We start from the raw sequence: 21935 nt of genomic DNA, 5'->3' as shown, positions 1-21935 counted from the left end.
TGCTATCAAACAAGACTTCATTAAAGCATAAATATAAGTTTCTATTGGTAGCTATATACCAAGCAAATGCATCGTGCTGCTTTTGTCGTGAAGCGGAGACTGGTAGAATGCGCGCAATTTCACAATCTAATAAAGATAGAGAGTTTTTATCATGTCGGTTGTAACACGATTTGCACCAAGCCCTACTGGCTACCTTCACGTTGGTGGCGCCCGCACCGCTTTATATTCTTGGCTACTTGCTAAAAACAATGGCGGAGAATTTGTACTTCGTATAGAAGATACAGATATTGAACGTTCTACAGAAGAAGCAAAGCAAGCAATTTTAGATGGCATGCAATGGCTTGGTTTGACTTGGGACACCGGTCCTATCTATCAAACCGATCGTTTCGACCGATATAAAGACCTTATCCAACAATTGTTAGACGAAGGTAAAGCGTATAAGTGCTTTATGAGTGCAGAAGAATTGGATGCTATTCGTGAAGCGCAAAAAGATCGTGGTGAAAAACCTCGTTACCCTGGCACATGGCGTGACCGCACAGATCACCCCGAAGGCGAACCTTTTGTTATTCGCTTTAAAACGCCATTAGAGGGCACGGTTGTTATTACCGACCACGTACGCGGTAAAATCGAAATTAACAATAGTGAATTGGATGACTTAATCATTCAGCGCACCGACGGCACGCCAACTTACAATTTCTGCGTTGTAGTAGACGATTGGGATATGGGCATCACACACGTTGTGCGTGGTGAAGACCATATCAATAACACGCCCCGTCAAATTAATATTCTGCAAGCATTAGGTGCGCCTGTACCTGAATATGCTCACGTATCTATGATTTTAGGTGATGACGGTAAAAAGTTGTCGAAACGTCATGGCGCAGTAAGTGTTATGCAATACCGTGATGATGGCTTCTTGCCTCAAGCGGTACTGAATTATTTAGTTAGGCTAGGGTGGTCACATGGTGACCAAGAGATATTCACTCTTGATGAAATGATTGAGTTATTCAGTTTAGATGCAATTGGCCAGTCAGCTTCTGCATTTAATACTGAAAAATTGATTTGGTTGAACCAGCACTACATTAAAAGTCTACCAGCCAGTGAAGTGGCCACACACTTAAAATGGCACTTTGATGGCTTAGGCATAGATTTAACTGCGGGGCCTGCACTCGAGTCTGTTATTGCTATTCAAGCTGACAGAGTAAAAACGTTAAAAGAACTTGCTGAGATCTCTACTTACTTTTATCAAGATTATGAAGAATTTGATGCTAACGCTGCCAAAAAGCATTTACGCCCAGTAGCACGAGGGCCGCTAGAGCGAGTAAAAGAGAAGTTGATGGCTATTGAAGCGTGGGAGCCGGAAAATATTCAGGCTGCTATTAATGCAACAGCTGAAGAATTAGAAGTGGGTATGGGTAAAGTAGGGATGCCATTGCGTGTTGCTACCACCGGAAGTGGCAATTCTCCGTCCTTAGATGTAACCCTTAATTTGCTGTCAAAAGAGAAAGTTGGCGAGAGAATCGACAAAGCGCTTACTTTTATAGCAAACAGAGAAAATTCATAAAAAAACCGTTGACATAAATGGGGTGGATGCCTAGAATGCGCCCCGCTGTCACGGAACAGTCACACAATAGTGACTATGACACAACGGGGCCATAGCTCAGCTGGGAGAGCGCCTGCATGGCATGCAGGAGGTCGGCGGTTCGATCCCGCCTGGCTCCACCAAATCTAACTGCAAGTTATATTGCGGTTTAGGCTGAAGGTTTTACCTTCGGGCATAAATTGTTTTGTAAGGATGAGGTCGTTCGGTTCGCGGAGCTCACCTCTCCTTACAAAAATGATTGATTGTAAGGATAATGTCGCTCAGCTCGCAGAGCTCGCTTCGCCTTACAAAAAATCTCAAAAGCGTAGCTTTTGAAAGAAGATTTTTTGTCCCCATCGTCTAGAGGCCTAGGACACCGCCCTTTCACGGCGGTAACAGGGGTTCGAATCCCCTTGGGGACGCCATTTTCCGGTGTCACAGTCCGTAACTGTGAAATAGGCCGGTAGTAATTAGAAAGTTACTATCAGCGACAAAAATTTGTTTTTGTAAGGTAATAAGGTCGTTCGGTTCGCGGAGCTCACCTCTCCTTACAGAAATTTAGTGAAGTGTTACTTCACTAGCAAAATTTCTGTCCCCATCGTCTAGAGGCCTAGGACACCGCCCTTTCACGGCGGTAACAGGGGTTCGAATCCCCTTGGGGACGCCATTTTCCGGTGTCACAGTCCGTAACTGTGAAATAGGCCGGTAGTAATTAGAAAGTTACTATCAGCGACAAAAATTTGTTTTTGTAAGGGTAATGTCGCTCAGCTCGCAGAGCTCACCTCTCCTTACAGAAATTTAGTGAAGTTTTACTTCACTAGCAAAATTTCTGTCCCCATCGTCTAGAGGCCTAGGACACCGCCCTTTCACGGCGGTAACAGGGGTTCGAATCCCCTTGGGGACGCCATTTTCCGGTGTCACAGTCCGTAACTGTGAAATAGGCCGGTAGTAATTGAAAAGTTACTATCAGCGACAAAAATTTGTTTTTGTAAGGTAATGTCGCTTAGCTCGATTCGCCTTACAAAAAATCTCAAAAGCGTAGCTTTTGAAAGAAGATTTTTTGTCCCCATCGTCTAGAGGCCTAGGACACCGCCCTTTCACGGCGGTAACAGGGGTTCGAATCCCCTTGGGGACGCCATATCGTTAAGCCAACCTTCGGGTTGGCTTTTTCGTTTCTACAGCTTAATTCCTGCCATTCTTATCGATATTCCACATACAAACCAATACCATCTTGATAATATAACCGTGTTAACAAAGAGGTTATTTATGCAAAATTATCCTATCGGCACGCCAGGAAAACCTTGGGGTGAAGAAGAGAAAGAAGAATGGAAACAGCGCCAAACGATTAAGCGTTCGTATAATGATGAAGTGCTTAAGCAATTAGGCAGTATTCCTGAAGGGTTTGAATTAAAGCAGTATGGCGCGTTGCCTTACGATGAGTCTCGATACCCGTTGTATGCCATAGTTCCTAAAGATATGCCTAAAAATATCCCTAAAGATATGCCTACAAATATTGATGCAGCTAAGCCTGCGGTGCTAGTTACTGGAGGGGTACATGGGTATGAAACCAGTGGTGTGCAGGGCGCACTTCAGTTTATCAATACTAAATTAAGTGATTACGCAGAAGATTTCACCATCATTGTTGTACCGTGCGTTAGCCCTTGGGGTTATGAGACGATTAACCGTTGGGATCAGTATGCGTTAGATCCTAATCGTTCATTTTACCCTAATTCTCCGGCACCTGAGTCAGCCCAGCTAATGGCATTTGTTGAATCGTTGAACTTACCATTTACATTGCATATCGATTTACATGAAACCACTGATACAGACAACAGTGAGTTTAGGCCTGCATTAGCAGCAAGAGATGCAACGACTCATGATAATTGGAATATTCCTGATGGCTTTTATTTGGTGGCTAATACCCCGAATCCACAAAAACAATTTCAGGAAGCTATTATTGATGCAGTTAAGCAAATAACTCATATCGCGCCTGCGGATGAAAGTGGCAAAATTATAGGTGCTGACTTACTGTCTGAAGGTGTGATTTGTTACGACAAAAAAGCATTGTATCTTTGCGGCGGTATGACAGGTGCAGCTTATGTAACCACAACAGAAGTTTATCCTGATAGCGCTAATGCAACGGCTGAAAATTGTAACGCTGCCCAAGTGGCTGTAATAACTGCTGCGTTGAAATATATAAAATAGACGTTTAGATGTTTGAATGTTTAGACGTCTAGATGTATAGTTGGGCCTTCTCGATGAGGAGGCTTACGTGTTTACATTTTCTGCATTAATTTATGATGGTTATAAACAACAACTAGTGACGGGGGATTATGAAGATAAAGCCCAGTTCGACGCATTCTTAAATACGAAGTTTGGTGTGCATGTTTGTATGTGGACCGCCAAAGAACCTACGCAAAAAGTAATTGATGTTATGCTGCAAGCAACTCTTGTAGCTAAAGAAAATGCCAGTAATAAACTAAACCTTAAGGCCAAATATTCGTGAGTATTACTTCACCCTGTATTGCCAACTGTAAACTAGACGAAGACGAAGTATGCACCGGTTGTAAACGTACAATCAAAGAAATTACCAACTGGTCGAATTACAGCACACAGCAAAAACAAAACATCCTCACCCGCCTAGAACAACAAAAGTTGGACACACACTCAAGTTAAGGTTAGACACAAACTTAAATCTTGGACAGTCACTCAAACTTCTCTCAAGCAACGCATCAATGTGTATAAAATCGGACAGTCAAAAAAACGTACACAAATTCTTATCGACACTTAAATAGCATGGTCATATAACCCGCACTTTGCTACACTCTCGCGCCCATTTTAATCACTCAGTTTTAGCGAAATTTTAGTTATGAAAATCATGCTGGCGCCTATGGAAGGTGTTGTCGACCATTTAATGCGAGATATGCTTACTCATGTGGGTGGGTTCGATCAGTGTGTAACTGAATTCGTTAGAGTAGTTGATCAAAAACTTCCCAATAAAACCTTCTACAAACTATGTCCCGAACTACATAATGGCGGCAAAACCCCTAACGGCGTGCCTGTGCGCGTGCAATTATTAGGGCAGCATCCACAATGGCTGGCAGAAAATGCTCACACTGCGGTTGATTTGGGTTCACCGGGTGTAGATTTAAATTTTGGCTGCCCTGCAAAAACCGTCAATAAAAGTAAAGGCGGGGCGGTTCTGTTAAAAGAAACCCAAGCTTTGTATGACATCGTAAAAGCGGTTCGTGATGCCGTACCAGCCTCACAACCTGTATCAGCTAAAATTCGGTTGGGATTTGAAGATAAATCTCTTGCCGTAGAAAATGCTATCGCTATAACCGAAGCGGGCGCATCTGAGCTAGTTGTGCACGCCAGAACAAAGACGGAAGGCTATAAGCCGCCAGCTTACTGGGATTGGATCGCTAAAATAAAGCAAAATACCGATATTCCATTAGTGGCCAATGGCGAAATATGGAATGAAGAAGACGGCAAGCGTTGCCAGGAGCAATCCGCCTGCACCAACTTAATGGTAGGTAGGGGGGCACTTGCCATGCCAAACCTAGCAAGGTGTATTCGTGATGGCGAACCGCCTATGGCATGGGAAGATGTGGCCGCGTTGCTTATCCGCTATTCGGGCTACGAAATCTACGGCGATAAGGGCAAATACTACCCAAACCGAATAAAGCAGTGGTGTGGCTATTTAAAAAGGCAGTACCCTGAAGCTGAATTATTGTTTAACGACATCAGGCGATTATCAAAATCACAAGAAATTGTAGATGTATTAGCCAGGCAAGCCTCACACTAGACTATTTAAAACATATCAACCGTGGTGTTTTGTTGATGTCGCTTAAAAAAACTAAAACCTAAAAGTCTATTGAAGATATCTTCTGGCATTAGCTATGTTGGGTTTTCTGCCATATTCGCAAGCTGATGCAAACACGCAAATTCGCTCAGCAGAGCCAATAGGGCCTGTAAATTTCCTTTCTAGTTTGGTTGAAAGGGTAATCCATGAATTATTAGAGAGTTTAAGTCTGTCCAAGATAGGCTTCATTTTCTGAGGGATAGCACCCTTCTTGTCTGGTCGCATAACGCGACCGGTTTCATCTACAAGCACTAAGTAGTCGCTCAATTTGAAAGGTAGGCTTATTTCATTAACCGGAACTTGGTCATTAAATGGCATAAGCCGAGCAGGTACTTTGTTTACTTTCAATGCGTTAATTCTGTATTGAATACTGGTAAAGTTTGATTGTTCTGATGTTTTGGCTATACCGGCTCGGATGGGGTTTAAATCGGTATAGGCCATGGTTACCGCTAGCGCATTCTCCGACAATATTGCTTGGCTCTTAAATCGGCGCTCCCAAAAATATCCAGTACATTCATCTTCTTTGTTAGCTTTTCGCGCAATAAATTCATTAAGCAGGCGCATAAACCAACTTACGCTATATAGCCGATGCCGATAAATTTCGCTTAATTCTTCAACTTTTTGAAGCTCTACTTCAGAAAGTGAACCTCGACTTTCTTCATCGAGATACCGTTGGACTAATGAGGGGCAGCGATAAAAAGACTTCCACCGAAGTAACACTTCATCCATGCTCCAGTGTTCAGCTCTCGCTTTCGCTATATGCACCACAACATGGGTATGATTGTGCATTACTGCATAGGCACACAAGTCAATCGCGAAGGTTTTCGTGAGCCTATGAAGTCTATCTACAATCCACTGTCTGCGATGGTTGTAGTTTTTGCCAGTAATAGCATCAACGCCACAAAGGAAAGATTGCCGCACACAACGTGATGTGCAGTGATAGTAGGGCGTAACTTCTAAATTGACTTGCTTGTAACGAGGTAGCGGCATTTCCATATCTCCGAGTGGTTCGGAAATAATTATGCTGGAAATGCGGTAATAAACTACTGTGCTTAGGGCGGGTTTTCAATTAAACGTAAGTGTCGATACGGGAACCCACTCTACTGTCAGAGGCAGGAGCCGCTTGTTGCGTCTGTTGGGGCGCACTTACTTCAGTTTGCTGACTAGCACGTTGTTGAACCTGTCGTTGAGGTTCTTGTTGTGGCGACTGAAGTACATTCGATACTGGCGTTGACGTTGATGATGAAACGTCCATAACAATCTCCAAATTAAGTTGTTACTTGTTTTCGCATTTACATTCTAAGTTTAAGAGCATAGCACACGTTATTGATTATTCATGATCAAAGGCGTCAGTTTTTCGAACATAAATTCGACAATCATAGGCTGAGCTTTTGCGTTAGGGTGAATACCATCACGTTGCATCAAGTCTTTTTGAAGTGCTATGTCCTCAAGAAAAAAAGGAATTTTTGTAACTTCATGTTGCTCTGACACGGTATCAAAAGTGTCGCTAAACATTTGTGTATAGCGTTTACCGTAATTAGTGGGTATCTGCATGTCTTGCACAAAAACGGTTGTATTGTCCGATTTTGCTATGCTAACAATTGCGCTCAAGTTGTTCCTAATCTTACTGATACTGTGCCCTTGCAGGCCATCATTACCACCGAGTTCTACTAAAATATGGCTTGGCGTATGTTGTTCAATTAACCTCGGAAGCCTAGCTAAACCGCCATCAGTGGTCTCACCGCTTACCGCAGCATTTACAATATCGATCGATATATTCTCGTCACGCCAGCGTTTTTGTAACAAACTCACCCAACCTTCTTGTTGATCTAACCCATAAGCAGCAGATAGGCTGTCACCTAGAATCAGTAATTTAGCTGAATTATTGGGGACGATGGTATCGGTCTGATCTGATAATGCAGATAACGGTATTAATAAAAGCAGTGTGAACAAAACGGCGCTGCGAAAACGATAAATCACGAATTAATGACCCCTATATGATAAAAACATCCAAAGTAACTAAGTCTGTAAATACGAGCGAAGGTAAGCTTGAGATCCTTCATCCTATCTCTTTTGAAGTCAAGTCCGGTGAGTCCGTTGCCATTATTGGTGCGTCAGGTTCAGGAAAATCTACTCTGTTGGGGCTGTTGGCCGGCCTAGATGAAGTTTCCAAAGGCGAAATTCACCTTGATGGTGAACCACTGCATACCATGGATGAAGAGGCTCGCGCTGTACTTCGGGGGCAAAAAGTAGGGTTTATTTTTCAAAGCTTTATGTTAGTGCAAAGCTTAACCGCTATTGAAAACGTAATGCTGCCAGCCGAAATTGCGGGTTTAGATAACCCTAAGCAGATGGCGAGTAAGATTCTTGAACAAGTAGGCATTGGGCATCGCGCGAGTCATTACCCAAATCAACTTTCAGGTGGTGAACAACAGCGAGTTGCTATTGCGCGGGCTTTTATTACTTCACCTAAAATTTTATTTGCCGATGAGCCTACTGGAAACTTGGATGCAACAAACAGCCACAAAGTCGAAGAGCTCCTTTTCGCGCTCAATCGAGAGAAAGGTACAACATTGGTACTTGTTACCCACGATAACGAGCTTGCCGCTAAGTGTGACAGGCAGTTAACCATGCAGGCGGGTGTTTTGACAGAGTCGACCCCAGTATCGCCTCGTCAGCGCTCAGAGGCTGTTTAGATGGAGGCCCTATAAATGAGCATGACATCGACCTTGGCATGGCGATTGTTTCGGCATGAGGCGAAGCGCGGAGAGCTTACCATTATCTTGTTGGCAATTGTATTGTCGGTAGGCGCGGTATTGTCGCTGTCGTTATTTAGTGAGCGGTTGCAAGGTGCGCTAAAAGAGCGTTCAGCGGCTTTTATCGCAGCTGATGCACAGTTACGCTCTGATACACCCATTAATGATACTTGGTTGCAGCAGGCTCGAGATGAGGGGCTTAACACGGCAAAGCAGGTGACTACTCGGTCGATGGTCTTTCATCGTGACGAAATGTCATTGGTGGACCTTAGGGCTGTAAACGAGAATTATCCACTGAAGGGCACGGTTAATATTACTGATGTGCCTTTTGGACAAAAAGAAGCGGCAACAGATTTGCCCAAGCCCGGCGAAGTGTGGCTGCAGTCTCTGTTGTTTCAAACTCTGAAGCTTAGTTTGGGAGACAGTATTGAAATAGGCGATGCTGAATTCACGGTAACCAAAGTGTTGGTTGATATACCTGATGCAGGGTTCAGTGTATTTAACACCGAACCAATCGCTTTGATTAGACTGTCCGATTTGGATGCAACGGCTATAACCGGGCCTGGCAGTCGGGCACGTTACGTGGGCTATTTTGAAGGCGAAAGGAGTGCTATTAGTAATTTTTACGACTGGCTCAGCCCTAACTTGCAAGATGACTTACATAATTGGCGTACCGTTGAAGATGACGAATCGGCCATTGGACGTTCGGTAGCGAGTGCTGAGCGGTATTTTTTATTGGCGAGTTTACTTGCCATAGTGCTTGCAGCGGTTTCCATTGCGGTGGCAGCCCAGCGTTACAGTCAACGTCATTTCGACCCTGTCGCTATCATGAAAACACTCGGTGCGACAAAGCAAGTCATTCGCCGTATCTATCTTCTTCAAATTCTATTTATTACTGGGCTAGGCATTATTATTGGATTAATAATGGGCTTCATTGGCCAGCAAGTTGTGGTGTGGTTAGTTGCTGAACAAGTTGATGTGGCGTTATCTATTTGGCATTGGCGGCCAGTGCTAATCGCTGTTTTCACAGGGGCAACCTGCTCGTTATTATTCTCGCTTTATCCATTGATGCAGTTGTTTTCAATTCCTCCACTGCGTGTGCTAAGGCGTGATTTAAGCACTAATTTACGTTCTCGGACCATTCAGTATGTGGCCTCAGGCGGTGCGATATTTCTCTTGATGTGGATTTATAGCCAAGATTTGATGATCAGCCTTATTTTGTTTGGCTCTGGCGTGGTTTTAGTCGCGGGGCTGCTAGGCGCAACCTTTTTGCTGATTGCAGCGGGACGTAAATTCGGCTCAGGAAAAATGGGGCCTTGGCAGCTTGCTTGGGCGCGAATTAAACGCCGTTCAATGGAAAATAGTGTTCAGCTGATTAGTTTTTCAGTCACTACCATGTTGTTGCTAGTTGTATTGGTTATGCGCAACGACATGGTATCGCAGTGGCGCTCTCAGTTGCCAGAAGGTACACCCAATTACTTTTTGATTAATATCACTGGCGATCAAAAAACAGAATTGGACACACACTTCAAATCAAACGGAATTACCATCGAAGAGTTCTATCCTGTAATACGAGGGCGCTTCGTTGCAGTGAATGATGACAGTGTAAATACCGAAGTATCTAAAGAGGAAGATTCAAATACTGAAGGTAGACAAGGACTTGGACGTGAAGCGAATTTAACTTGGAGTAATTCGTTACAAAAAGAGAACGAGATTACCAGTGGTACATGGCATGGTGACAACCCTGATGCATTAGACGAAGGCGTATTCGCTGTTTCAGTTGAAACCGATGTAGGCGAGCGACTTGGTATTGAATTAGGCGATATGCTCACATTCAATGTGGGCAGTGAAATCGTTAAAACTAAGGTAACAAGTTTTAGAAAAGTGAACTGGCAAACCATGCAGCCTAACTTTTTCTTTGTTATTCAACCTGAGGCCATGGCGGCGTTCAATCCAACCTACATCACCAGTTTTTATTTGCCCGAAGCGCAGAAATCACAACTAACCACGTTGTTAAAGCCATTTGCGTCTATCACCATGTTCGATGTTGATGCGCGAATTAATCAGCTAAGAGATATTGTTAATCAAGTGTCGGTGGCCATTGAGTTTATCTTAGTGCTGGTGCTTGTAGCAGGCAGTTTAGTGTTAATAGCCCAGGTTCAAGCTAGCATGGATGAAAGACGACAAGAGCTGGCTATTTTAAGAACGCTTGGGGCGAAAGGCAGTTTAATTCGCAAAAGCGTGGTGTTCGAGTTTGTCATCATAGGTGTTGTTGCAGGTTTCATGGCAGCGCTCGCCAATGAGCTCAGCTTGTTTATGCTGCAAACCAACGTGTTTCAAATGACTGCAAGTCTTCACTTAGAGTATTGGGTAATTGCACCGATTGTCGGGGCAATTGTGGTGGGTGCTTTAGGTGCAATTGGCTGCTGGCGGTTACTTACCTTAAATACTTCGGCACTGCTTAGGAAGATGGTCTAAAGGATGTATAGCTGTTGAAAGTTAGGAAAGACCGTTTTAAAGCGTAAGGGAGATGAAAGCGGGATGAAAGGGACAGTCACTCGAAAATAAGTACAAAAATAAATCGGACAGTCACTCAAGTGAGTATCTGAAGTCGGTACAAATAGTCGTACGAGTCACTCGATTAAATGTTGCGATTAAATGTTGGACACACACTTAACTTTGAGTGTGTGTCCAATTTCGTTCTGTGTCCCATAAAGCCGGTTGGTTCAAGTTCGAGTGTGTGTCCAATCCTGTATTTGCTTCCGAACGTCAGTGCTTATAAATTGCATCCAACGCCCCTTGCAAAGTAGGGTAAGCAAACGTGTAGCCTGAGGTTACGAGCTTTTCAGGGAGCACCTTTTGCCCTTTTAAAATCATATCAGACGATTCACCCATCGCTATTTTTAATACAAAGCCTGGAACGGTAAACAAGCAGGGCCTTGAAAGCGTTGCCGCTAATGTGTGGGAGAAGTCTTTATTAGTTGTAGGAGATGGAGCCGTAAGGTTGAACGGCCCATGGCAACTATCATGTTCAAGTAGGTAAGCAATAGCTGACACCATGTCCTCAATGTGGATCCACGATAAATACTGTTCGCCATTTCCTATTTTGCCGCCTAATCCTAGTTTGAAGGGCAGTGCCATTTTCTCTAGTGCTCCGCCATTTTCAGCTAACACTACACCGGTTCTTAGCGTACAAACCCGCGTTTCGTCGCGGGCGACAGAGGTAGCGATAGCCTCCCATTTGGCACAAAGGTCGTGTGTGAACTCTTCATGAGGGGGCGTTTGCTCGGTAACATCAACACTACCTTTACTGCCATAAAAACCGATGGCCGAACCAGAAATAAATACAGGTGGTGGGGTGCCGGCACTATTGATTTTCGCGACAAGTTTAGAAGTAATATCCCATCGACTATCGCAAATTCTTTGCTTTTGCGTGTCTGTCCAACGTTTGTCGGCAATGGGTTCGCCAGCCAAATTGATGATAGCATCGAAAATTCCAATATCATCAATGTCACTCACATCTGAAACAAACGCTACATTGCTACCCAGCAGGTGCTTAGCTTTTTTTGGGGCTCTTGTTATGACAGTAAACTGATGCTCGCCTTTAAACTTTTCAATAAACGCGCTACCAATGAGGCCAGTGCCGCCTGACATTAAAATTTTCATACAATGTGCCTATAAGAATGACTATAAAAGTGCTTATCAAATGTCGCGCAAAAAACAATCAGCCGGTTTTATTGCACGAAAGCGTTAGCGACACCGAATCAGAAAATCGCAATGCATGCGGCTTATCCACCTCAACTTCGGCGTAACGTACTGATGAGTGTTCAGCAGCCAAGCTTAATACGTCGGCGGTGAGCTTTTCGAGCAATGAAAATCGGTTGTCCTCAACCAGCTTGATAATGGCCTTGGTAATCACCTTATAGTTTAGCGCGTCTTCCATATTGTCGCTGTCCGTCGCTCTTTGGGCATCGTAATCAATCTTCACATTAACGATAACGTCTTGTTTGTTGGTGATTTCATCTTCGTTAATACCAATATAAGTTCTCAATCTCAGGTTTTTAATTTTAATTGTGGCTAAGTTGAAGGTCATTGTATTCTCGTATTTGTAGTTATGTATAAGTCACTGTAAAGTGTCTGAGTTTTTTATTAGGAATGAAGCATAAAAATGTCCATGGAATTGCGCTCACCCATAGCGAAAGTACTTATTGTCCTCGCATGTTTAGTCGTTGTGATGGCGGGGATAAAGTCCGCTAGTACGATTATGGTACCTTTTTTCTTATCAATATTTATCGCTATTGCGTGTAGCCCAATAATTCATTGGACCGGACGTTTTGGTGTACCTAAATGGCTTTCTATTACTTTAGTAATACTAATAATTTTAGTCTTTGGATTTCTTCTTGCTGGTCTAGTAGGACAGTCTATGACGGAATTTAGAGAAAATCTTCCACAATATAGGGAACAGCTCGATACCGAATTTTCGTGGATTATAGAAAAGCTCGCACAATACAATATTAACGTTAACCAAGAACTGATTGCTACCCACTTAGATCCTGCCACCGCGATGTCGGTAGCGACCAATTTTATTAGTGGTATGGGCGGCGTATTGTCGAACTTATTCCTTATATTGCTAACGGTTATTTTTATGTTGTTTGAGGCAGACAGCATTCCAAAGCGACTGCACATTGCATTGTCAGACCCCGACATGAAATTAAAACACATCGACCGTTTCATTCGTTCTGTAAATAGCTATTTGGCTATTAAAACCGTGGTGAGTTTGGGTACTGGGTTAATTATCGGTACGTGGCTTTATGTGATGGGAATAGACCATTTCCTGTTATGGGCGGTATTGGCATTCATGTTGAACTTCATCCCTAACATAGGCTCAATAATTGCTGCCTTACCAGCAGTACTTATTGCTTTTGTTCAATATGGGTTAGCTTCAGCAGGCATGGCGGCGTTAGGTTTTGTTTTAGTTAATACAATTATGGGAAACATGGTAGAGCCAAGGCTGATGGGTAAAGGAATGGGGCTATCTACTTTGGTGGTTTTTCTGTCTTTAATCTTCTGGGGATGGTTATTGGGTACGGTGGGAATGCTACTCTCTGTACCTCTTACTATGGTGGTGAAAATAGCATTAGAGTCTCGAGAGGAGAGCCAATGGCTTGCGGTGTTATTGTCTAGCGCGGGCGATAAAAAAGGTAAAGCTTAAACCGGAAACTTCACAATAAAGCGAGCGCCGCCAATAGGCGCGCGTTCGATAAGCAATTTACCTTGGTAGATGGCAATAAGGTCGCTGACTAGAGCCATGCCTATGCCTTGCCCGTCGGCGTATGTATCTAATCGGGTTCCACGCTCTAACAGGGCTTGTTTCTTATCTGAAGGTACGCCGGGGCCATCATCATCAATGGTTAAAACCGCCCAATTTCCTTCGTTTTTCAGTGCAACTAATACCTTTGAATCAGCAGCCTTACAGGCGTTATCTAACAGATTACCTACCATTTCCATAATATCGGTTTCGTCGGCTTTTATGGCGACATTGTTGATGGCTTCAATTGTTATCGATAATTGCTTATGCTGATATACCTTATCCATAGCGTTAGCCACTTTTTGTGTGATAGGTAACAGAGGAATAGCCGCTTGCCACCCCGTCTTACCAGCACTAGCACGTTTTAATTGGCGTTGAATAATTTGGTCAATTTGATTTAAAGATTCAACGGCTTGTTTGGGAAGTTTTTCAACCCCTAAAGCTACAGCCAGTGGTGTTTTTAAACTATGAGCAAGGTCACCTAAGCTGTTTTTATAACGAGCACGCTGCTGAGATTCAGATTCAATCAGTTCGTTGATTGACTGTTTCAATGGGTTAAATTCAACGGGGTAGTGGGCGTCAAGCTGTTGTTTCTGCCCGGTAGAGGTAAGTGAAATTTCGCTAATAAGCTTTCTTACTGGCATTAGCACAAGGCTGATACCCACAATTATTAACACAAGCAAACCGCCGGATAAGATAAGCAACCAACGCCACACCACCGATATAAAAGTTTCGCGCTCTTCATTAAACAGGTGTTTATTATTAAAAATATAAAAACGAACTGGCTCGAAGTTGCTTTCTGAGGCAAATTCAGCCGTAAAAGCGTAGGCGAAATAATCGGTATCATTGTCGAAATTGGCTATATACGATTCAACAAAGAGCTCGTTACCCACGTTCACGTTTAAATTCGGGGCAGGCAATGTGTAATCTAATGCTGAAGCCGACTGCCACACTACGTGACCGCGAAAAACAATCACACCCAAGTAGCCAGAGCCAGGCAAGTTAAGTTGCTCCTCGTATAAAATCTCGGGCATAAAGGGAATGTCGCCATCTAGCTCGAAAGCCGAGAGTAACCCTAGGTTCATGAGTCTAAGTTCACTCATTTTGGCTTGGGTCAAGCTTGTGGTATAGGCGTCATCTAAAATAACCACAGTAAGCGGTGCAAATAGGGCAAGTACGCTCATCGCTAATAAAATGCTCCTTATTCTCAGCGACAGTTGTTTCATAGATTGCGGTTGATCCTATACCCACGTCCGCGTAGAGTTTCAATGGGTTTAAAGCTATTTTCTGGATCTAGCTTCTTACGCAATCGGCCAACAAAAACTTCAATGACGTTACTATCAAGATCAAAATCTTGATCGTAAATATGCTCTGTTAACTCTGTTTTCGAGACTACTTTTTGCGGGTTCAGCATTAAGTATTCCATGACTTTGTATTCGTACGCAGTCAACTCGAGGGGGGCATCATTTACAGTGATTTCTTCAGCGACCGTGTCCAGCGAGATAGGACCGAACTGTATAACAGGATTTGCTTGGCCAGAGGCGCGGCGAATCAGTGCCTTAACCCTTGCCAGCAATTCTTCATTGTGAAAAGGTTTGGTAAGGTAATCATCCGCTCCTGCATCCAAACCTTCAACTTTTTCCTGCCAGCGATCACGAGCGGTTAAAATAAGTACGGGGCAGCGTATGTCTTCTTGCCTTGCATTTCGAATAACTTCGAAGCCATCCATTTTAGGTAGGCCGATATCAATAATAGCTAGGTCGTAAGCATACTCATTGAGTAGATAAAGCGCGTGCTCGCCGTTGTCGGCCAAATCTACACTGTAGCCGTGTTGCTGTAATAGACTATCAAGCTGGGTTAGAAGGCGGCTGTCGTCTTCAGCAATGAGTATCCGCATGTTAATCCTTTGAATTCTTCTTAGAGGTCTTCACTTTTCCAGAGCGCTTGTCTACATCAACAGAAACAACTCGCCCCGACTCCTTTAAAACTTTAACGCGGTATTTTTGGTTAGTCTGGCTTACACGAAGCACACGTCCAGATTCTGCCTGACGGGCACGTTCTACAGCTTGGCTTTTGCTTAATTCACCACTTTTTTCCTGCTGCGCGAAGGCACTACCACCACTGCACATAAACAGTGTTAGCACTAAAGCCACAGCGCGAAGTGTATTCACCATATATCCTCACCAAAAAAGGAGGCAAAGCCCGATAGGAACCTAGTATAGAGACCGGAGCTGAACCATTACTGAATATCTGTGTAAGTCTACCTTGCCAAATAGAAGGTGTACATAAAGCGATAGCAAGAATGATGTTAAGGACTAATGAGGTTATGAATGTGGGACAGTCACTTAAGTTTACAAGTAATTCAATGAAGTACTCGATTGGACACACACTCCAATTATAACTTTTTTGGTGAAAAAGATACTCGTGCTTGAGTGACTGTCCAATATCAAGGGCTAAGAATGAAGCGGCTAAAATTAAAGTGATTATCTAACTTTTCTTCTGAATTTAAGTGTGTGTCCAATCTTAGTCGGTGTGAAAAACTTACTGCAAGAGTGAATAGGTTATAGGTTTTAGTAGCAAGTGTTTTACTCGTTTACAGAACGTGATGCCTATGTAGCCCTTACATAGTTTGGTCTGTAGCGGTTAGAGGTTTTTCTGGCACGTAGTGTGAATTGTAATTGGGTAAGTTTATTCAAATGTATGCAACGGAGGCAATATGTCGCACGATATTAAAACGGCAATGTGGGAAGCTATGTCTAGCAGTCCAAATGTAATGGTAAGCCTTACTAGTAAAAACACGCACGCTGAACCAATGCGTGCCCAGCTCGATAAGCATGCTAATAGCGAGTTTTGGTTTTACACCACAAAAGATAATCGCATCGCTGAAGGTGGCGAAGCCATGGTACAGTTTTCATCAAAAGGGCATGACGTGTTCGCATGTATTCGCGGAACATTAGTTCAGGAAACTCGTCAAGATATTATCGACAAGTATTGGTCTAACGGCGTAGAAGCTTGGTACGAGAAAGGTAAGGACGATCCGAATTTACTCATGCTGCGATTTAATTTGGCGGATGCCGAGATTTGGGAGGCTGACCCATCCCTTAAAGGAATGTTTAAATTGATGACCGGCAAAACCATTTCACCTGATGAAATGGGCGAACACGATAAAGTGACTTTGTAGCTAGAATGCTCAAATGAGTGTGTGTCCAATTTAGACTCTAGCATTCAGTTAGCCGAAGACATCATTGGAGTGCCTGTCCTAAATTGAAAATGTTTTCGAGTGTCTGAATTTGCCAGAATATGAGTGTGTGTCCAATTTAGACTCTACAATTTAGACTCTAGCATTCAGTTAGCCGAAGACATCATTGGAGTGTCTGTCCTAAATTAAAAATGTTTTCGAGTGTCGGAATTTGCCAGAACATGAGTGTGTGTCCAATTTAGGTTTAGTCAGTGGAAAACGTAATTGGAGTGTGTGTCCAATTCAGATTCGCACACTAAAAAGCCTGAAAGGAATGCGTTAGCATTTCTCTCAGGCTTTTTTATGAGCGGTAATCAAGTTGAGTGCTCAATTGACGCTGGCTATTCATGAGGCCGAGTCAGTTAACATCACGATTGCTACTGTACCTTTGCTAGTTACAACAAAACGTAGAGTAGGTACAGGTCGATAACCGCTGAGCGTGACCGCTAAGGAAGCACTTTTTTGTAAGGTTTAACAATCACACTTTCGTAAACACCCGCTTCAATATACGGGTCAGCATCTGCCCAAGCTTGCGCCGCTTCTAGCGATTCAAATTCTGCAACCACCAATGAACCTGTAAACCCTGCTGGGCCAGGATCCGGGCTGTCGATAGCAGGGAAGGGGCCAGCTATAACTAACCTACCTTCATCTTTTAACGCATTTAAACGTGCTAAATGCGCAGGGCGGGCCGCTAAACGATTTTCCAAACTGTTTGCCACATCGGTAGCACAAATCATATAAAGCATATAATGACTCCTTAACCCTTAGCAGTGGCGGCTTTCATAGACTGCACAAACTCACCCAATGCACTTAGCATAGCATCGTTGTTGTCTAAGTTTGCTGCAATCAAGTTCACTGTAGCTGAACCTGAAATAGCGCCCGCTGCACCAGCATCAATGGCCGACTTTACTTGTGCTGGCGTAGAAATACCAAATCCAAGTAGTGGCGGTGCACATTTATGTGCCGTTAGTCGTGCAATCAACTCAGCGGCAGGAATTTCTACAGCAGTTTCAGCGCCAGTTACCCCAGCTCTACCTAACAAGTACGTATAGCCTTTCGAATACTCACCAATTTTTTCCATGGTTTCATCGGTCGCATTCGGCGGAGCTATCAAAATTTGTGATATTCCATTAGCATCAGCCGCTTTTTGGAATGGTGCTGCTTCACGAATAGGCACATCAGCAACCAAAATAGAATCTACCCCTGCATCGCTGGCTTTTTTATAAAAGCCATCGATAGACTGTGCCATCACTAGGTTGCTGTATAGAAGTAAACCAATAGGGACTTGTGGGTACTTACTGCGTACGCGCGCCAATAATTCAAAACATTTAGCTACTGTAACGTTGCTTTTGTGCGCACGAATACTCGCCGCTTGAATAGTAGGGCCATCGGCGATGGGATCTGAATAAGGAATACCAAGCTCTAGCGCATCAGCACCACTTTCAACCAATTGGCAAATAATCGCTTCAGATTGTGCTAAATCAGGGTCGCCTATCATCACGAAAGGAACAAAAGCGCCTTCATTTTTTGCGTCTAGGCGCGCAAACATTTCTGCATATCTTTCCATTACAGTTTGTCCCCTAAAATTTTGGTTACGTGAGCCAAATCTTTATCACCACGGCCAGATAAATTCACCACAATAATGGTTTCTTCTTCTGCTTCGTCGGCCATATTTAATGCGTGTGCTAGGGCGTGTGAAGACTCAAGCGCGGGAATAATACCCTCTTTACGTGCAAGCAATTGGAACGCGTTAAGCGCTTCTTCATCGGTAGCGGCAACGTACTCAGCACGGCCAGTTTCAGCTAAATAGGCATGTTGAGGGCCAACTGCTGGGTAATCTAATCCGGCAGAAACTGAATAGCTCTCTTCAATTTGTCCTTCTTGGTCCTGCATGATGAAAGTGTACGCACCGTGTAATATACCTTTAGTACCCGTCACAATAGTAGCGCCGTGCTCTTTGGTATGGATCCCTTTACCTGCAGGTTCAACACCTACCAGGCGTACAGAGGGTTCGTCGATGAAATCAGCAAACATACCAATAGCATTAGAACCACCACCTACACAGGCCACAACGGCATCTGGTAAACGGCCCTCTTTTTCTAGAATTTGTGCACGTGTTTCTTCGCCTATCATACGGTGGTATTCACGTACGATAGTGGGGAATGGGTGAGGGCCAGCTGCCGTACCTAGCAGGTAATGTGCAGTATCGTAATTAGCAGACCAGTCACGCATGGCTTCGTTTACCGCATCTTTAAGTGTGCCTGAGCCAGCGTTTACAGGAATAACTTCTGCACCCATTAGTTTCATACGGAAAACGTTAGGCGCTTGACGCTCAACATCTTTTGCACCCATATAAATACGGGCTTTTAAGCCTAATAATGCGCATGCTAACGCTGTAGCAACACCGTGTTGACCGGCGCCCGTTTCGGCAATAACTTCGGTTTTACCCATACGCTTAGTCAATAACGCCTGACCGAGTACTTGGTTTGTTTTGTGGGCACCGCCGTGAAGTAAGTCTTCTCGTTTAAGGTATAATTTTACCTTAGGGTTGCTCACCAAGTTGCGGGTTAGCGTCATTGCTGTTGGGCGGCCTGCGTAATCTTTTAATAACCCCAAAAACTCTTCGTTGAAGCTAGGATCATCTTTCGCATCTAGAAACGCTTTTTCTAGTTGGTCCAGTGCAGGAATAAGTAGCTCTGGCACATACATGCCACCGAACTCTCCAAATTTTGTATCTAATTGATTCATGCGTTGTCCTAAGTGTTAATAGCGGCGACAAATTGAAAATAGCTCGGCTAATTTTTCAGCCGACTTTTCGCCTGGGGCACTTTCTACCCCTGAATTTATGTCGATGGTTGCACAACCCACGTCAATGCCTTGAGCAATGTTGGTTGCGTTAATTCCACCGGCTAGAATGATTTTTTGCTTGTTGGCTATATTGTCTAACAATCCCCAATCGAAGCTTTCTCCTGTACCGCCCTTGGCATTACCTACTTGGCAATCAAGCAGTACATAATCGATATTTTCATCTTCTAATAACTTAGGTAGCTGTTCAGGCAAAGCGCCTTTCACGCCTTTGGCTTGCCATATTTCACAACGTGACGGCAGGGCGTCTTTCAGTTTTGCTCGATATGTTGCATCTTCGCTGCCATGTAATTGAACGGCGGATAGCGAAAGCGTTGTAGCTAACTTAGCAACATGGTCTATGTCATGATTCACAAACACGCCCACGTAATCGCCTTCAACGGTTTCTACAATATCTTTTGCGACTGATTCGGCCACAAATCGAGGTGATTTTTCAGCGAAAATTAGCCCGCCCATGCTCGCGCCACTTTCAAAAGCAAGTTGGGCCTGTTCAACACTGGTTAACCCGCATACTTTTACCGAACCGTAAATTAAGCTTTGAACGGCGCGTTTCAAATTAGCTTGCGACATAAGTGCACTGCCTACCAAGAAGCCTTGACAAAGCGGGCTTAAGCGCAATACGTCTTCATGGGTATAAATACCCGATTCTGAAATTACCACAAAGTCGTGTGTGGCACTTTCCAGCATAGGTACCAAGTGTTCTGTGGTGGCTAAATCGGTTGATAAGTCGCGCAGGTTACGGTTGTTAATACCAATAATGTTTGCTTCAAGAGCAATGGCGCGACGCATCTCTTCTTCGTTGCTTACCTCAGTAAGAATATCTAACGACAAGCTATTGGCTACGGTAGCAAGTTCACGATACTGCACATCGTCTAACACGCTTAGCATGAGCAATACGGCATCGGCATTGTAATGACGCGCTAAATAAACCTGATAAGTATCAATAAAGAAATCTTTGTTTAATACAGGCTGTGCTACACGTTCTGTAACGTAGGCCAAATATTCAAATTTACCTTGGAAATACTTCTCGTCAGTAAGTACTGAAATGCCCGCCGCATAGGGTGTGTATGCGGCTAGAATTTCGTCTAGGTCGAAATGTTCGCGAATAAGCCCTTTTGAGGGGGAAGCCTTTTTGCACTCAAAAATAAAGCCAGCATTCGGTTCATTCAGTGCATCAAACAAGCTTTTGTTCGAAGGCACTAAATCTGCTTTAAAGCTTTCAAGCGGCAAAGCCGATTTTCTGGCATCAACTTCAATGCGTTTATCGGCAACAATTTTTTCTAGCACATTAGGCATCAGTGCTGACCTCCTGACTGATTTTGGCAACCTGGTTTAATACTGCCAAAGGTTTTGCATCTTTCATTGCTTGCATGGCCATCTCGGTGCCATCTTTAAATGAATCGGCGGTACCGGTAACTTTAAGTAGTGCGCCGCAGTTCATTGCAATGGCAGCGCGATGGGCTTCTTGGCCTTCACCGGCTAATGCAGCTTCAATGTATTTCTTGTTTTCTTCTGGCTCGCCGCCCTCAATGGCCGATAATGGGTATGAGGAAAGGCCAAAGTCTTCCGCGGTGACGGTTAACTTACGAATGTCACCATGCTCAAGATCGTAAATAAGAGATTCACCATGCAGAGCAAGTTCATCTAAGCCATCGCCGTGAACAATCATGGCGCGATGTTGGCCAAGAAGCATAAGGGTTTTTGCGTAAGGTTCAAGCAGTTCAGGGGAGTAAACGCCGAACACACCATGTGTTGGGCCCGCTGGATTGGCAAGTGGCCCCAGTATGTTAAACAAGGTTCTGGTCTTCAGGGCAGCACGGACGGGGGCTGCGAAACGCATGCCTGCGTGATATACCGGCGCAAAAAGAAATGTGAAATTTGCTTCATCTAAGCATTTTCTCGACAATTCCGGCGTAATTTCTAAGTTTAAACCAAATTGTTTAAACAGATCAGCAGAGCCTGATTTACTCGATACGCTTCTGTTGCCATGTTTGGCCACTTTCACACCACATGCTGCTGCCACCACCCCTGCGGCGCTCGAAATATTAATGGTGTTATGACCATCTCCACCTGTGCCTACAATGTCGGCAAATGGGTAAGAGGGTGCCGGAAACGGCTTGGCGTTGGCAACCATAGCACTAGCTGCTCCGGCAATTTCACCCGGAGATTCATGCTTAATTTTTAGTGCTGTAAGCACCGCGGCAATAACGGCTTCGCTTTGCTCACCGTGCATAATACTGTTGAACAACGTGTAAGCCTCGGTTTGAGACAGCGCCGATTGTTTGATGAGTTTTTCAAGTAATGGAGTAGCGTCAAACATGGCT

Annotated in this window: 22 protein-coding genes and 5 tRNA genes; 14 read left to right on the top strand and 13 right to left on the bottom strand. The window is 44.0% G+C overall.

Features of this window, described 5'->3' with window-relative positions; translation table 11 throughout:
• Positions 1–151 precede the first annotated feature (151 nt).
• The 10 genes from gltX (at position 152) to dusC (ending at position 5387) form a co-directional block, all read left to right on the top strand.
• Positions 152–1561 (top strand): glutamate--tRNA ligase, encoded by a 1410-nt coding sequence (gene gltX / locus AMBT_RS11520; protein WP_013784803.1) that lies wholly within the window; start codon positions 152–154, stop codon positions 1559–1561.
• 85 nt (positions 1562–1646) lie between these two features.
• Positions 1647–1722: transfer RNA gene (locus AMBT_RS11515), tRNA-Ala, on the top strand.
• Positions 1723–1928: 206 nt separating this feature from the next.
• Positions 1929–2004 (top strand) — tRNA-Glu (locus tag AMBT_RS11510).
• A gap of 166 nt (positions 2005–2170) precedes the next feature.
• Positions 2171–2246: transfer RNA gene (locus AMBT_RS11505), tRNA-Glu, on the top strand.
• A gap of 164 nt (positions 2247–2410) precedes the next feature.
• Positions 2411–2486: transfer RNA gene (locus tag AMBT_RS11500), tRNA-Glu, on the top strand.
• Between the two features lie 155 nt (positions 2487–2641).
• A tRNA-Glu gene (locus AMBT_RS11495) sits at positions 2642–2717 on the top strand.
• Between the two features lie 128 nt (positions 2718–2845).
• Positions 2846–3784, top strand: coding sequence for a M14 family metallopeptidase (locus AMBT_RS11490; RefSeq protein WP_013784802.1), 939 nt, complete (start codon positions 2846–2848; stop codon positions 3782–3784).
• A gap of 67 nt (positions 3785–3851) precedes the next feature.
• Positions 3852–4085 (top strand): hypothetical protein, encoded by a 234-nt coding sequence (locus AMBT_RS11485; protein ID WP_013784801.1) that lies wholly within the window; start codon positions 3852–3854, stop codon positions 4083–4085.
• On the top strand, positions 4082–4255 hold the full coding sequence (locus tag AMBT_RS22210) for a DUF1289 domain-containing protein (protein ID WP_083820154.1): 174 nt from the start codon (positions 4082–4084) through the stop codon (positions 4253–4255). The genes AMBT_RS11485 and AMBT_RS22210 overlap by 4 nt, the downstream gene beginning before the upstream one ends.
• Before the next feature lie 193 nt (positions 4256–4448).
• Positions 4449–5387, top strand: a complete 939-nt coding sequence (gene dusC, locus AMBT_RS11480; protein ID WP_013784800.1) for a tRNA dihydrouridine(16) synthase DusC — start codon at positions 4449–4451, stop codon at positions 5385–5387.
• A gap of 66 nt (positions 5388–5453) precedes the next feature.
• Here the strand turns inward: dusC and AMBT_RS11475 are convergent, their stop codons facing one another.
• The 3 genes from AMBT_RS11475 to AMBT_RS11465 form a co-directional block, all read right to left on the bottom strand.
• Positions 5454–6440, bottom strand: a complete 987-nt coding sequence (locus AMBT_RS11475; protein ID WP_232363135.1) for a hypothetical protein — start codon at positions 6438–6440, stop codon at positions 5454–5456.
• 73 nt (positions 6441–6513) lie between these two features.
• Positions 6514–6699 carry a hypothetical protein gene (locus AMBT_RS11470; protein WP_013784798.1) on the bottom strand — a complete coding sequence of 62 codons (186 nt, stop codon included), beginning with the start codon at positions 6697–6699 and terminating at the stop codon, positions 6514–6516.
• A gap of 68 nt (positions 6700–6767) precedes the next feature.
• Positions 6768–7424: an arylesterase gene (locus tag AMBT_RS11465; RefSeq protein ID WP_013784797.1), complete on the bottom strand. Its 657-nt coding sequence runs from the start codon at positions 7422–7424 to the stop codon at positions 6768–6770.
• 17 nt (positions 7425–7441) lie between these two features.
• On the opposite strand from AMBT_RS11465, the gene AMBT_RS11460 reads away from it, so the two are divergent.
• Both AMBT_RS11460 and AMBT_RS11455 read left to right on the top strand, forming a co-directional pair.
• A complete protein-coding gene (locus tag AMBT_RS11460; protein ID WP_013784796.1) occupies positions 7442–8140 on the top strand; it encodes an ABC transporter ATP-binding protein in 699 nt (232 codons plus the stop codon).
• Positions 8141–8155: 15 nt separating this feature from the next.
• Entirely contained in the window at positions 8156–10678 is a 2523-nt protein-coding gene (locus AMBT_RS11455) for an ABC transporter permease (RefSeq protein WP_013784795.1), read from the top strand.
• A 291-nt stretch (positions 10679–10969) separates the two neighbouring features.
• Here the strand turns inward: AMBT_RS11455 and AMBT_RS11450 are convergent, their stop codons facing one another.
• Together AMBT_RS11450 and folX are read right to left on the bottom strand one after the other, a co-directional pair.
• Positions 10970–11866, bottom strand: coding sequence for a TIGR01777 family oxidoreductase (locus AMBT_RS11450; RefSeq protein ID WP_013784794.1), 897 nt, complete (start codon positions 11864–11866; stop codon positions 10970–10972).
• A 58-nt stretch (positions 11867–11924) separates the two neighbouring features.
• Positions 11925–12293: a dihydroneopterin triphosphate 2'-epimerase gene (gene folX, locus AMBT_RS11445; protein ID WP_013784793.1), complete on the bottom strand. Its 369-nt coding sequence runs from the start codon at positions 12291–12293 to the stop codon at positions 11925–11927.
• 75 nt (positions 12294–12368) lie between these two features.
• Here folX and AMBT_RS11440 point away from each other — a divergent pair, with 75 nt between their 5' ends.
• Positions 12369–13412 (top strand): AI-2E family transporter, encoded by a 1044-nt coding sequence (locus tag AMBT_RS11440; RefSeq protein WP_041452556.1) that lies wholly within the window; start codon positions 12369–12371, stop codon positions 13410–13412.
• On the opposite strand, the gene AMBT_RS11435 is transcribed toward AMBT_RS11440, so the two are convergent.
• The 3 genes from AMBT_RS11435 to AMBT_RS11425 are packed head-to-tail and all read right to left on the bottom strand — an operon-like array spanning position 13409 to position 15682.
• Positions 13409–14692 carry an ATP-binding protein gene (locus AMBT_RS11435; RefSeq protein WP_013784791.1) on the bottom strand — a complete coding sequence of 428 codons (1284 nt, stop codon included), beginning with the start codon at positions 14690–14692 and terminating at the stop codon, positions 13409–13411. The two genes, AMBT_RS11440 and AMBT_RS11435, sit on opposite strands and share 4 nt — an antisense overlap.
• Positions 14693–14730: 38 nt before the next feature.
• A complete protein-coding gene (locus AMBT_RS11430) occupies positions 14731–15405 on the bottom strand; it encodes a response regulator transcription factor (protein WP_013784790.1) in 675 nt (224 codons plus the stop codon).
• Position 15406: 1 nt separating this feature from the next.
• Positions 15407–15682, bottom strand: coding sequence for a PepSY domain-containing protein (locus tag AMBT_RS11425; RefSeq protein WP_013784789.1), 276 nt, complete (start codon positions 15680–15682; stop codon positions 15407–15409).
• Between the two features lie 542 nt (positions 15683–16224).
• On the opposite strand from AMBT_RS11425, the gene AMBT_RS11420 reads away from it, so the two are divergent.
• Entirely contained in the window at positions 16225–16689 is a 465-nt protein-coding gene (locus AMBT_RS11420; RefSeq protein ID WP_013784788.1) for a pyridoxamine 5'-phosphate oxidase family protein, read from the top strand.
• A 503-nt stretch (positions 16690–17192) separates the two neighbouring features.
• On the opposite strand, the gene AMBT_RS11415 is transcribed toward AMBT_RS11420, so the two are convergent.
• Genes AMBT_RS11415 through trpD form a run of 5 tightly spaced genes read right to left on the bottom strand, consistent with a single transcriptional unit; the run spans position 17193 to position 21931 of the window.
• Positions 17193–17492: a YciI family protein gene (locus tag AMBT_RS11415; protein ID WP_013784787.1), complete on the bottom strand. Its 300-nt coding sequence runs from the start codon at positions 17490–17492 to the stop codon at positions 17193–17195.
• Positions 17493–17503: 11 nt separating this feature from the next.
• Positions 17504–18313 carry a tryptophan synthase subunit alpha gene (trpA, locus tag AMBT_RS11410; RefSeq protein ID WP_013784786.1) on the bottom strand — a complete coding sequence of 270 codons (810 nt, stop codon included), beginning with the start codon at positions 18311–18313 and terminating at the stop codon, positions 17504–17506.
• Positions 18313–19494: a tryptophan synthase subunit beta gene (gene trpB / locus AMBT_RS11405; RefSeq protein WP_013784785.1), complete on the bottom strand. Its 1182-nt coding sequence runs from the start codon at positions 19492–19494 to the stop codon at positions 18313–18315. Before trpB ends, trpA begins: the two co-directional genes overlap by 1 nt.
• Positions 19495–19509: 15 nt before the next feature.
• Complete coding sequence (trpCF, locus tag AMBT_RS11400; RefSeq protein ID WP_013784784.1) at positions 19510–20907, bottom strand: bifunctional indole-3-glycerol-phosphate synthase TrpC/phosphoribosylanthranilate isomerase TrpF; 1398 nt, start codon at positions 20905–20907, stop codon at positions 19510–19512.
• Positions 20900–21931, bottom strand: a complete 1032-nt coding sequence (gene trpD, locus AMBT_RS11395) for an anthranilate phosphoribosyltransferase (RefSeq protein WP_013784783.1) — start codon at positions 21929–21931, stop codon at positions 20900–20902. The genes trpCF and trpD overlap by 8 nt, the downstream gene beginning before the upstream one ends.
• Between the last annotated feature and the right edge of the window lie 4 nt (positions 21932–21935).

Origin of the sequence: Alteromonas naphthalenivorans (assembly GCF_000213655.1) — a bacterium.
GTDB classification, from domain to species: Bacteria; Pseudomonadota; Gammaproteobacteria; order Enterobacterales; family Alteromonadaceae; genus Alteromonas; species Alteromonas naphthalenivorans.
This window is presented reverse-complemented; position numbering and strand designations above follow the sequence as displayed.

Bases quoted from the DNA above. Each gene is read 5' to 3' on its own strand.
- trpCF (WP_013784784.1), bottom strand. From the start codon at position 20,907: ATGCCTAATGTGCTAGAAAAAATTGTTGCCGATAAACGCATTGAAGTT.
- trpB (WP_013784785.1), bottom strand. From the start codon at position 19,494: ATGAATCAATTAGATACAAAATTTGGAGAGTTCGGTGGCATGTATGTG.
- AMBT_RS11475 (WP_232363135.1), bottom strand. From the start codon at position 6,440: ATGGAAATGCCGCTACCTCGTTACAAGCAAGTCAATTTAGAAGTTACG.
- AMBT_RS11455 (WP_013784795.1), top strand. From the start codon at position 8,156: ATGAGCATGACATCGACCTTGGCATGGCGATTGTTTCGGCATGAGGCG.
- trpD (WP_013784783.1), bottom strand. From the start codon at position 21,931: ATGTTTGACGCTACTCCATTACTTGAAAAACTCATCAAACAATCGGCG.
- dusC (WP_013784800.1), top strand. From the start codon at position 4,449: ATGAAAATCATGCTGGCGCCTATGGAAGGTGTTGTCGACCATTTAATG.
- AMBT_RS11430 (WP_013784790.1), bottom strand. From the start codon at position 15,405: ATGCGGATACTCATTGCTGAAGACGACAGCCGCCTTCTAACCCAGCTT.
- AMBT_RS11435 (WP_013784791.1), bottom strand. From the start codon at position 14,692: ATGAGCGTACTTGCCCTATTTGCACCGCTTACTGTGGTTATTTTAGAT.
- AMBT_RS11440 (WP_041452556.1), top strand. From the start codon at position 12,369: ATGTCCATGGAATTGCGCTCACCCATAGCGAAAGTACTTATTGTCCTC.
- AMBT_RS11470 (WP_013784798.1), bottom strand. From the start codon at position 6,699: ATGGACGTTTCATCATCAACGTCAACGCCAGTATCGAATGTACTTCAG.
- AMBT_RS11460 (WP_013784796.1), top strand. From the start codon at position 7,442: ATGATAAAAACATCCAAAGTAACTAAGTCTGTAAATACGAGCGAAGGT.
- AMBT_RS11490 (WP_013784802.1), top strand. From the start codon at position 2,846: ATGCAAAATTATCCTATCGGCACGCCAGGAAAACCTTGGGGTGAAGAA.
- trpA (WP_013784786.1), bottom strand. From the start codon at position 18,313: ATGGAAAGATATGCAGAAATGTTTGCGCGCCTAGACGCAAAAAATGAA.
- AMBT_RS11425 (WP_013784789.1), bottom strand. From the start codon at position 15,682: ATGGTGAATACACTTCGCGCTGTGGCTTTAGTGCTAACACTGTTTATG.
- gltX (WP_013784803.1), top strand. From the start codon at position 152: ATGTCGGTTGTAACACGATTTGCACCAAGCCCTACTGGCTACCTTCAC.
- AMBT_RS11450 (WP_013784794.1), bottom strand. From the start codon at position 11,866: ATGAAAATTTTAATGTCAGGCGGCACTGGCCTCATTGGTAGCGCGTTT.
- folX (WP_013784793.1), bottom strand. From the start codon at position 12,293: ATGACCTTCAACTTAGCCACAATTAAAATTAAAAACCTGAGATTGAGA.
- AMBT_RS11415 (WP_013784787.1), bottom strand. From the start codon at position 17,492: ATGCTTTATATGATTTGTGCTACCGATGTGGCAAACAGTTTGGAAAAT.
- AMBT_RS11420 (WP_013784788.1), top strand. From the start codon at position 16,225: ATGTCGCACGATATTAAAACGGCAATGTGGGAAGCTATGTCTAGCAGT.